This window comes from Micromonospora sp. NBC_01739, from assembly GCF_035920385.1.
Lineage (GTDB): Bacteria > Actinomycetota > Actinomycetes > Mycobacteriales > Micromonosporaceae > Micromonospora.
The window spans coordinates 4360540-4371841 of the sequence record NZ_CP109151.1 but is presented as its reverse complement, the minus strand read 5'-3'; the positions used below and the strand labels follow the sequence as shown (position 1 = coordinate 4371841).

Sequence of the window (11302 nt, the reverse complement as noted above, 5' to 3'; positions counted from 1 at the left end):
TCAGATCTTCCTCAACACATCTTCGATCTCATAGCTGGGCGTCCACGCCTCGTGAAGGAACTGTTTCGGATTGTTGGGGTCACGGCGGTCCGCAGCCGTCAGCACGACGCCAAGGGGTTGCTTTGCCAAGCGTGACAAGGCCCGCATCAGCACCGCATCGTCGACCGACGAGTCGACGACCAGCAAGGTTGGCACCCGCCACGGTGTGTCCAATTGTCCAGCCCACATGTGAATGTCGTCGCGCCACCAAGGTCCCGTGGCCCGCGTTCGCCACGGCCTGGCCTCGGGGGTCGCGGTGGCGACGATGGTGATGCCGCGGCGCAGTAGGCGGTCCACCAGGGTCTGCACGGCCTCGTCGTTGGGCGTGTTTATCTGAACGCTCATCCTGCCGTCGGTGGCAAGGTGACGCAGGTCGTCGATCGCCTCGGTCCGCAGTTGACCTGCCCAAAGGGTCGGGTATGCCGGGACCGGCGTTGGTGGCTTCCCCGTGCGACGGCAGTGCGGGCAGCCACCGCACGCCACCGACACGGGGAACTGGTTTCCCTGGTCATCTTCGAGACGGTAGTGACGGGCGAGGTACCGGTTCGTGCACTCGTCGACTCCGTTGATCAGGCCGGTCGCGGCGGTGAGGGCGGCGTTCGCGGCGTCGCGGGTTGCCCGCTGGCTGGCGGTGAACCGCGTCCGGAACGTGTCGAAATCGTCGAGGTCACTGTGCTGAACCTTCACGACGGCCGCCGTCCGTTGCGTGTCGAAGAACGCCTCAACCTCGTCGTCGCCTGCATCGGCGGGTACCGCGGCGGGCAGCGGCCACTGGCGCTGGATCATGCCGGCCCGGTCCATGGCTGCCAGCGTCTGCACGTTCCAGTAGATGTTGGCATCGCTCGCCGGGTATTTGACGTTCGCGTGGTCGGCGCGCAAGTCGACGGTGAGGTCGTCACCTGACCACCGACCCTGGCGCATGCCTTGCCATCGCAACCACGCGAGATCGGGTCCGATGAGCCGCTCGCGGGCCATATCGGTCGCCACGGCCATGTCGGCGGCGGTCCACAGGACCAAGGATGCGGCTGCGCGTCCGTCGCGGCCGGAACGTCCTACCTCTTGGTAGAGCCGGTCGACGGACTCTGGCACACACAGATGCACGACGCTGCGAATGTCGTCGATGTCGATGCCGAGTCCGAAGGCTGACGTCGCTACCACGATGTCCAGATCCTCGTCCGGTCGGCCTTCCAGTCTCAGACCGTGGACTGCGGCCTGTCGGGTGCTGGGTTGGGGATTGCCGGCGATCTCGGTAATGGCCGTGAAACCGGCGTGCGTCAGCCATTTCAGCGCAGTTCTGGTGTTGGTGGACCGCTCCGACATGTGCAGCGTTGTGTACACCAGGACAGGTCGCGGCAGGTGGCGTAATGCCTCGACCAGCTTGTTGCGTTTGTCGGACTCGTCGGCGCACTGCGTCGACCACCATGCGGGTTCCGGTCGGGTCGCTTGGCCGCAGATGAGGAGGCGTTCCTGTCCGGGGAATAACCGTGTCAGGGTCGTCAGGCCGTAGGTGTCTAGTGTCCCGGTGAGCAGAACGGTGGCAGGTTGCCGGCCCACCGGGGCCGTCTCAAGCAGTCTCTGGCGCAGGCCGGCGAAGGTTTGAAACGCCGGACGGAACGCGTCGCCCCATTCGGCGACGATGTGGGCCTCATCCACCACGATGAGATCGAGTGAGCCGCTCGAGGCGGCCTCGATCAGCGGCGCGGCCAGAGTCGTGCAGGCCGCCTCGGGTGCGGCGATCGTCAACCACTGCGACCCTGACGCAATCCCGGCACGGATGTCGTGCTTGGTGGACTGATCGGCCGCGCCGAAATAGGCGAACTGGGCTCGGTCGTCGCCCACCAATGTCCGCACTCGGCGCTCAAGATCCAGCGCGAGTGACACTGTCGGCACGACAATCACGGTTTGGCGCGGACGGTTTCGTAGCGCCCGCGTGAGGACGACGTCGCTCTTCCCCGAGCCGGTCGGAAGGCTGCAGATAACGGTGTCGCCGGAGCCGGCTAGGGCGGCTGCCCGCACCGCGTCGCGCTGTCCCACGGTCTTGGCGGCGGTGTGCTTCATCGTCTGTTGATAAAACGGATCAGCGGACACATCGGCGTCGAATCGTCGCAGTGAGCGACGGCTTGGGGCCTCGTCGGGCGCGACGGTGTCGTAGTGATCGAGCCAGGTTGGCTTCCATGCCGTCGGCCGCACCGTCGCCCCGCACTGCACGAGTCCGTGGCGAGCCCAGACCGCTGGGTCCCAGTCCTCCAGGGGTGTTCCGGTCAGGGTCAGCGCCGCGTAGTCGGCCGCGACTAATCCGGTACGGATCATCACGGCGAGGTCGGCCGGTGACAAGGAGTGTGCCAGTCGCCGGTCGAGTCGCCGGTCGCGAGCACGCAGCTCGTCGAGGGTGATGCTTGGCGTGCTCACGCGTCCGGCCCGGTCAGGAAGACAACTCCGCAGGAGTCGATCGCCACTTGCGGTGCGGCGACCGCGGCGGCGACTGCTTCGAGCACGCGAGGATCGCTGGCGGTGTCCGCGCCGACGCGGAGTCTGGCCTGAACTACGGCCTCCTCCTTCGCGCGCAGGGCGCGTGTCGCCGAGGCCGCGGCTGCCGTGTGGTGTAGAACGCCGGGGCGTTGCGCAGCCAGGCGCAGGGCCTCGCGGGTAGCTCGTTCACACAGATCGGGCCAGCGCAGAGGACGGACAAGTTCGTCAAAGCGTTCTGGCCGGCTGCCCAAGTTCACCCCCTCGATCAGGTTGAGCGTCCGGCAAACCTGTTCGGGTGGCTCACCATGATCGGGACGCCACCACACCGTCTCGGCGAGAGGCGGGAACATCTGCCCGAGCCGAACAGTTGCAGCCGTCGCCGCTGCGGTGTCGACGGTACGCAACTGGTCCACCGGCTCGGAATCGGCCGCGACGACGACCCGGAACATGAACACGACGAGCACGGATCCCGGTTCGCGGTGCGGCTGGCAGACCTCGATTGCGAAGGCTCGCCCTCGATCGTCCTTCCGCGCCAAGTCTGCGAACCGATCCACGAGGGGCTCACCCCAGCGCAGCAGACCGACGCCGTTCGTGGCGGCCGCCCGCCGGTGCGCATAGCGCCGGCGCAGGTTATCAGGGCCGATGCTCGTAACATCCGACTCGGTAAGGCGCGGCGGCTGCTTGGAGCTGATACCGAAGCGGGTTGCGGTGTCGCCAATGTCCTCGGTGAAGCCAAGCATCTGAACCGCGTAGGCACGGAACGCCCCGAAAGCACGGTCAGCCATGTCGGCCCTTCTCATGGCCTCGGCGAACTCCGTGTCTTCGGTGCGGTCCTCGATCGCGTCGAGGAGGTCCTGTCCTTCGATCCGGCGTCGCTGCCTGTCCAACTCGTCTCGCCGGGCAGCCGTGCGCTCACCGGCCTCGGCGAGCCCTTGATCCATGGCCAAGGCGAGAAAGTCCCTCTCGACCTCGGGGACCACATACTGCAGGGTCGCGGTGGATTCGCCGAACAGGCTCAGCCCTTCGTCCAGCGCATGGCGCCATCCTCCGAGATGGGCATCCAGGACCGCGGTCTGCTCGCGGAACGCCGCGGATCGCACCGGTGCCCTCGCCAGATGCCCCGGCTGAGCCCACCGGTCGAATCGGCCCAGGCGCTGCTCGATGCGAGCGACGCTCACCGGGAAGTCCAAGTGCAGAACCTCGTCGACGACCTGCAGGTTGATGCCTTCCTCGCCGCTACGATCCAGGACGAGCACTCCCCGGAACGGGTCCGCAACGAACCGGCGTGTGGCGGCCGACCTTTCCGCGACACTCATGGTGGACAGCAGGCGCACAACGCGGCCGGTGCCGAACTGGGCCTCCAGGCGTTCCGCTGCGGCGGTGGCGGTCGCCGGGAACGAGCACGTCACCGCTGTCCGACGGCTGCCGATGCCAAGCCACGCCCACTCGATCATTGCCGTGAAACGATCGGCCGCCGTGTGACGCGCGAGGATTGCCTCGATCTGCGCGGCAACGGAGCGCCCCAAGGCGGTGCCCGACAAGGCCTGCAACGCGGTCCGTTCCACATCGTCAAGGTCGTGCCCAGGTTCCTCCCGCAATGCCGCTGCGAGATCGGCCAGAGCGGTCACCGGCGCCATCGCGCGGCCCAGGACTGTGCGAAAGACCGCCTCGGCTTCCACCTCCGGGAGCGTGGCGAGTTCGTTCCGAAGATCCTCGATCAACGTGAACACCTCGGGCCGCCGTTCGTCGGGATCCGTGAGCAACCAGTCAGGCCCGACCGTGCGCCCACGGACGGGGAACAGGCGTGCGAGGGAGGCGCTCCGGCGGGTACGGATCATGCGGCGGTGGATGCGGTGCGTCTCCGCGAGCTCCATCCGTACCCGCCGGCAGCGGCTACGGACCTCGTCGGTGACACGATCGGCGACGAGTTGATCCAGCAGGTCGAGCTCGGTCTGGAGCCATTTCTCGTCCGGCAACAGTCGGCGCAACGCTGCGATCGGCTCGGCGAGGAACATCAGCGGGGTGTCATCGCCAAGCGCCGCGAGCGCCTCCCCGAGTTCGTCGCGGATTTCCACCCGATGCCGGAACTGTGCGAGGCCATCGAGGGGGTAGGTCGACGGATCAAGAAGATGGAGCATCCGAAGGAACCCATCTTCATTCGACCGTACCGGCGTCGCTGACAGCAGCAACAAGCTGGAGGCGGCATGGCTCACGGCGCAGAGTTGCCGATAGGCCAAGTCGTCGCCGCCCGAGGCAGCCGCTGTGAGTCGATGAGCCTCATCTACGATGACGATCATCCGGTCGGTCGGCGCAACCGCCGCAAGCTGGGAATGAGCGTGGACGAGCACTCGTCCGGGAAGCTGGTCCACCCGGAACTTCGACCTAAGCTCGGCCTTCCACTGCTCAGTGAGACCGTCGGGAGCCAACACAAGCGCCTCACCGCCACCGTCGATTAGCAGTTGGCGCAGGACCATGCCGGCCTCAACGGTCTTTCCCAGTCCAACCTCGTCGGCGAGGAGGTATCGCTTCACCGGGTCGGCCAGGATGCGACGGGCGGCCCCGACCTGGTGGGCATGGATATCGACGCCGGAGGACCAAATCCCCGCCAGTCCCTGAGCAGCGACACGCTGACGCAGGACATCGCCCATGAAGGCCGACCTGCGGCTATGCCAGTAGCGGGTTTCCACCGTGCCGGCCTTCAACAGCTCCACGGGATCGTTGACCGACTGTGACCACAGCACGTACATCTGGTTCACGTCGACGTACTCAGTAGAGCCGTTCGGGAAATCCACCATGTACCTTGCGCCGCTCACATCGCGCGAATCGACGAACCCAGCGCGCCACGTACCGTCGCGACGGCACCATACGCGCTGGTGCCTCTCGAGCTCAACCGGCACGAATGTCGTGCCAGCGGCAGGCACAGTGATCTCCTCGGTCGTCGGCCCGCCGAAGAACCTCACCGCGCCAGCGCTCCGGTGGAGCTTGCCGATGCCGAACATCGGGTTGTGCACGAAGACGTCGGTGGTGGCTAAGGCACGGTCAGCCAAGGTCTTCTACCGCCCTGGTGGGACGGCACTGCAACAAGCAGAGACACCCCGACCTCCTGATCTCGATCATGCAGAGCCTCAGTCGACGGACTCGTCGTGCCCGCGCAAAAATCACGGTGGTCACGGCCTTACGCGGAGCGCAGGGAGCCTAGCAAGGGCAGGCGACACTTTTCCGTCACCGGCTGGAAGCCCGGGCGCAGCACGGCGCCCGACAACCCTCACTTCGCCTTGTCGTCATCGTCGCAGCGATGCCGTTCGCTGATCTCTGCGACCACCTGAACACGACCGTCGAACGACGGGGTGGCGAACCGCTCGTCATCGACCCGGGCAGCGAGGGGCCACCGGCCCTGGTTGAGCTCCCATGACCCGTCGGTTGTCGAGGTATCCCGCCAGCGCACCCAGGCCCCACTGAGCGGATCTCCGGCCGATAGCTCATGGGCCCGGGAATGCTGAAAGTTCACGGCCATCCGCGCATCCTGCCGCCCTGCCCCGGCCGCCGCCAGAACCGGTCAGATAGCCGACACGTAACGCTGGAACGAACTTGATCTACCACTTGTCAAGATGAGGCAGCCAGCACTGGAGGCCCGTGCCCGCTCAGCGCGGGGACAACACTGCGGTCCATGTCGCGCGCAGGGGGAGTTCACCACCAGCGGCTCCTGACCTTGATTTCGCGTACGGGTATCTCGGAGGGGTGTAGGGGGCGTTCGACGACGGGGCGGATCGTGTGGGGTGTGATGCGGTCGCGTTCGTGTTCCTCGGCGAAGCGGGCGGCCTGTTCGTGTTCGCCGAGGTTGTCCAGGGCCTTGAGGAGGTCGGTTATCAGGATGTCGAGGCGGTGGGTTTCGGCTTCGGCGGCGAGGAACCGTTCGTGGTGGGTGACTGCGCGGTGGCCGCACCACTGGCGTAGGAGTTCGTGGCGGGGCCGGTCGTGACGGCGGTACCAGTCGTACTCCCATTGCGGTGTCGTCGACCGGTTGTCGCGGCCGACGCGGTGCTCGTCGCCGAACTTGCATTTGTGTCGGGACTGGGCTTCCTGCTCGATGACGAGGTTGAGGACCTGGGTCGGGTGGGCGTGGCACGCGGCTTCGACCAGTTGGAGGGTGCCGGCTGGTGACAGGGTGGTCCGGCCGTCGTGGTCGAACCATTGGGCCGAGGCGAGGATGTCGTCGATCGGGCCGCCGATGATCTCGCTCAGCCGGGCCCTATTTCGGATTTCGGTGGCGCATGACACCGGGGACCAGAGCAGTTCGGCTACGTCGTCGCTGATCAAGAGGCCGAAGATCTCCTCGACGCAGGCTTGCTCTGTATGATCGAGGCTGAGATCGTCGATGCGTTGCCAGCTGGCCATCAGCGCGTCGAAGGTTCCGACCTCGTTCCACGGCACCCGCAGCCGCGATCCGGGGACCTTTTCCACCCGTTCGTTGGGGTCGTCGAGGAATCTGATCTCGAGGCGGGCGCTGTTCTTTTTCGGCTCGACGGCCAGGATGCGGACGCGTTCGGACGGTGCGTGGTCCGACTGTCGGTACGCCCATTCGTCGCCGACGGTGAAGCGGGAGGGGTCGATTCTCATCCAGCCGTCCTTCGGGTGAGCGTCGCTTGTTGCGTGGTACGGGGTCGTGCTTGACGGTTCGCGCCGCGATGGCGGCAGGTCCCCGCGCAGGCTCGTGCGCATCCGGCCGGAGTGTGGTGACGGTTGAGGTGTCGACGCACGTCAGGCGCCCCGGTCGCGCAGCCCGTGGTGCCACGATGCCGCCTGTCGGCGGATGCCGGTGTGGCCCTGCCGGTCGTGATCAGGGCGGTGCTCCTTGCGTGGTCCGTGGGGGCTCCAGTCACCGAGGAACGGGCGCAGGTCGTCGGGTCCGGGTTCGGGGTTGTAGTCGATGTCGGCCAGCACGCGGGGATTGCGGATGGGGTCGATTCGGTCGGCGGCGGCCCTGCCCCACGCGACCCAGTTGGCGAGGTATCCGCCGGTGCCGGTGCGCCCCTCGGCCGCTTGTTCGAGGGCGGTGCAGAACGCGCGGATGTCAGCTGCGGTGGTCCACGCCTGGTAGGCGTTGCGGAAGGTGTCCGCGCGGATGTTGTCCGTGGCCCGGACGCGGGCGTCGGCCATCGCGGCGTGCCATTGGGCGAGGGTGGCCTCCTCCTGCCGTCTGCGCTCGGCCGCGGCTTCCTCCTGCCGCCGCCGGTGCTCGGTCGCGGCTTTCTCCCGCGCGGCTTCGGCTGCCCGCCGTTGCTGTTCGTCGGCGGTGACGCCAGCCTCGAACCCTTGGATGATTTGGGCGACGCGTTGTTCCAGACGTACGCGTGGGGTGTCGGTCCAGGTGTCCCGGTTGTCGTGTCCGGCCCGGGTGATCTCCAAGCGGAGCCTGCCGGAGTCGACGACGTCGAACTCCGCGGGTTTCATCCACGGCCGCAGGCGCAGCACCTTCAGCTCCTCGGCGGTGGGTTCGTGCGGGACCTGGTCGCGTTCCTCGGTCAGGGTGACCGTGCGTCGGACCTGCCCGGCTTGGAGGAACACCCGCGGGTGTTTCGCCTTGGTGTTGACTCCGAGCCGGTGCCCACGCCGGACGGCCTCGCCGGCGAGCTGCTGGATCAGCAGCATCGCCCGGGGCAGTAGGTCCGGGCTGACGGCGAGGTTGGTCGGATCGGCTTCGAGGGCGCTGATCGCCAGGTGCGGGTCGGTGGTGACACGTCGGGTGTTGAGCCGGATCCGGTTCCAGTCGGTCTCGTCCGGACCGGCGCCGGTGTAGAGGCGGATGACGATGTCGCCGACGTCGCGGCCAGTGTGGCGCAGGTGGTGACCCGATGGCACAAGTCCCTGCTGCTTGAGCGCGTGAATGATCCGGCGGTACCGGGCCGCGTTCCGCTGTCGGGGCTATCGATACGGGCCATGCCGCCCTCGTGCTGTAGGCGGTCGAGCAGTTCGCGAGCCGATCGCAGCAGGTCCGCCGACGAAACGCCGCCGGTGTTGTCGCCGGGTGCCGGCGTCTCGGACCGCGGGAGGGAAGCACGGTGGTCGGGATGATCGGGATGGTGGCCATGCTCGAGGTAGAAGCGACCGGCGTCGGTCGAGGACGCCTTCCACACCCCTGCCTTGCGTGTCACCGTCACCAGGTTCCGGTCCTGGAGCGCGCGCGCCGACCGGCGGTACTCGACGCCGTCCGGGCCGCTGAGGTCATCGCCGCCGTGGATCCGGCGAAGCAGGTCGAGCTGCCGCTCATTGAGCGAATCCCATCGCTGCACCACCCGACAGTAAGGGGCACGGCGTACTCGACGGAGCTGGACACGGCTGTATGTGGCGTCGCGGTCCGAAGAACTGCCGATACCCGACGGCGGTGCCGAGCGACCAGGCGCCGACGGCGGTGTGCGCGACGAGGAACGTCTCAAAGGCGTGGGCGAAGGCCGGTGTCGCGTGCGACGTCCTGAGCTTGCGGACCTGGCCCATCGCGCAACTCACGGCTTGTCGCAGGAAATGCGTACGGGTCGAGGGTGCCAGAGCGGTGCAACAACTTCATGTCCGCGCTGCTCGCCGCAGGGCTGACTTGGTCGCTCAGGTGTGGGTACCACGAAGGGCTTCCTCGAATGGCGCCATCAGGGCCGCCGAGGAGTCGGAGCTGCGCGACTGCAGGCCCTGCACGTCGTGCAGGGCACGATTGACCAAAACTCGCTGACTGGTGCGCCGCATGCCGCGCAAGGAGGACGCTGAGCAGCGGATTGGCGAGCTACTCGCCTACGGCCGCGTGTTCGTCGAATCCCGCCCCGTACACCTTGGCGACCCCTGCCTTACGTAGAGGGGCGTCGCGGAGCAGCCGCCAGCCTCCCGCGTCGTCCCGCACAGATGTGCAAACATCCTTGCATGGACGCCCTGCCCGGCTCCACGATGCCGCCCGCCTCAGTGCAGGGGCTGTTGGACCTGATCGAGGCGGCGCAAGGGTCCGTGCAGGTCCTGGACCCGCCGGAAGTGGTGAGGGCGGCGTGGCGCCGGCTGATCCATGCGGTGCGCTCTGGCGGGCACGTGCCCAAGGGCTGGCATCTGGTTCACCGCGGCCGCAACACCGGTGACCTGGTTATCGAGCTACGGCGGGGCCGCCACCCGAGCAAGCAGTACCAGCCGACAAGCCCCTCCGCCGACACTCACCGCGGTCACACTTGGTGACGGAGATCTCGTCCGCAGCTACACCGGGCTGGAGCCGAAGGTCAACGGCAGGCTGAATCCCACCTCATCCTCATGGTGGCGGGCCGGGGCCTGGCCCAGCTGGTCACCCCATTCACGCCATTGCAATATCCGTACTGCCGCAATATCGACGAAGGGCAACGACGAATGCGTCGATCGGATCGTTAGACCGTTCACCGCTGCTTGTGGGAGCATGGAGTCGTGGCATTCACGTTGGCTCGGGCGGTAGGTCAAGCTGGCAAGTACGCGACCGTGTTCACCAGCTCCGATCTGGAGTTGCGGTTCCTTGAGTGTGGGTTGCAACGTTTTCAGCCGCCACCTCGCTCCGGCTCACAGCGCTACGCCAAGACCGAGCTGATCGCCAGTACGCTAGGCGGCGCGGTGAAGGCTGTCGGGAAGGACACGGACGTTGCCAAGGGCTTGATGGAGTTCATCACCCTGGTCGCGGAACGCTGCGACGATGACCAGTTCAACCGGCTGCGTGAGGCTACGCGATCAGCGGGTTACGACCTTCGCCGGACCGACGGCCAAGCCCGAATTCTCCCGCTCGATGAGCCTCACGTTCCGCTGGGGGAACTGGTATCCGCGCTCGAAGAGGACTTCCAGCGGCTCGGAATGACCGTCGCACATAATCACTACCGGCAAGCCGTGGACAGCCTGACGGACGGGCGGCACGAGGCTGCCAACGGGCAGCTACGGTCTATGTTCGAGGAAGTGGTCGCCCATCTGGCCGTTCAACAGGGATTTTCCCGAACCAGCCAGGGCGCGGGTGGTAGGGCAATTAGCTTCTTGATTGACCAGGGGTACCTTCCCGCCGACGACGGCGGCCTCTACATCCGCGGACTGTGGAAAATCGTGCAGACCAACGGCTCGCATCCAGGGACTTCGCCCGTTGGTGAGGCGCACTTTCGCACCCACGCGCTGACCACCGCTGCCCGCTACCTCATTGACCGCTTCGCGCCGTCCGCATGAAAGTGATCGCTCAGCCCTGACAAGAAACCGCCACCCGCAGGCGCCGCTGCGTACCGAAGTGGCGCCGCCGTCGCCCGCGGCCCCGTGGAGTTGCGTGCAAGCGGCCCTATCGTGGTTCGTGTGATCCGACTGCGCGGTCCTGCATGGTTCCACGGTCTGCTGGCAATCGCCGCCGTGCTAGCGGGTGCCCTGGTCGGGTTGGCCACGAACATCGTCACGACTTCTCCCCGCGTGTGGCCGGCCGCTCTGGTGCCGGTGGCCTTCTATGCGGCTGTCGAGGTGATCCGGGTCGTGGCCGCGCTGCGGCGGGCGCCAGCGGCGGCCCTTACGGAAGCATCGGATCCAGCATCCGTGAACCCGGCGGCCGACCTGACCGCCGTCGTCGTTGCCCACCTAACGTCGGTGCACGGAGCGTCGGCGCAGCCACCGGCGCGGTGGGACGACGGAGCGGAACCACCCGCTGGCCGGCTGCGAGGCTCGGCACAGGCCGAGCACCTGTTCACTGCGGACTGGCGACCGATGCTTGGCGACGGCGACGAGTTCGAGCCGACTGGTGAGGTCAGGCCGGCACACGTCGAGGTGCCTTTGCTGTCGGACTGGC

The 11302-nt window shown here is 67.0% G+C and carries 6 protein-coding genes; 2 read left to right on the top strand and 4 right to left on the bottom strand.

Features of this window, described 5'->3' with window-relative positions:
• The 4 genes from dpdF to OIE53_RS19635 all read right to left on the bottom strand — a co-directional run bounded on the left by dpdF (position 1) and on the right by OIE53_RS19635 (position 8367).
• Positions 1-2448, bottom strand: a complete 2448-nt coding sequence (gene dpdF / locus OIE53_RS19650) for a protein DpdF (RefSeq protein WP_327023001.1) — start codon at positions 2446-2448, stop codon at positions 1-3.
• Positions 2445-5555: a protein DpdE gene (gene dpdE / locus OIE53_RS19645; RefSeq protein ID WP_327023000.1), complete on the bottom strand. Its 3111-nt coding sequence runs from the start codon at positions 5553-5555 to the stop codon at positions 2445-2447. Before dpdE ends, dpdF begins: the two co-directional genes overlap by 4 nt.
• 640 nt (positions 5556-6195) lie before the next feature.
• The gene (locus OIE53_RS19640) at positions 6196-7227 is read right to left on the bottom strand and encodes a hypothetical protein (RefSeq protein ID WP_327022999.1); all 1032 of its coding nucleotides are present in this window, start codon (positions 7225-7227) and stop codon (positions 6196-6198) included.
• A gap of 39 nt (positions 7228-7266) precedes the next feature.
• Positions 7267-8367 (bottom strand): hypothetical protein, encoded by a 1101-nt coding sequence (locus tag OIE53_RS19635; RefSeq protein ID WP_327022998.1) that lies wholly within the window; start codon positions 8365-8367, stop codon positions 7267-7269.
• A gap of 1044 nt (positions 8368-9411) precedes the next feature.
• Here OIE53_RS19635 and OIE53_RS19630 point away from each other — a divergent pair.
• Both OIE53_RS19630 and OIE53_RS19625 read left to right on the top strand, forming a co-directional pair.
• Complete coding sequence (locus OIE53_RS19630) at positions 9412-9711, top strand: hypothetical protein (RefSeq protein WP_327022997.1); 300 nt, start codon at positions 9412-9414, stop codon at positions 9709-9711.
• A gap of 219 nt (positions 9712-9930) precedes the next feature.
• Complete coding sequence (locus OIE53_RS19625) at positions 9931-10701, top strand: hypothetical protein (RefSeq protein WP_327022996.1); 771 nt, start codon at positions 9931-9933, stop codon at positions 10699-10701.
• The last annotated feature ends 601 nt before the right edge of the window (positions 10702-11302 follow it).

What these genes read in the sequence shown, in the direction of transcription:
- OIE53_RS19640 (WP_327022999.1), bottom strand. Translation starts at nt 7,227, where the DNA reads ATGCGCACGAGCCTGCGCGGGGACCTGCCGCCATCGCGGCGCGAACCG.
- OIE53_RS19630 (WP_327022997.1), top strand. Translation starts at nt 9,412, where the DNA reads ATGGACGCCCTGCCCGGCTCCACGATGCCGCCCGCCTCAGTGCAGGGG.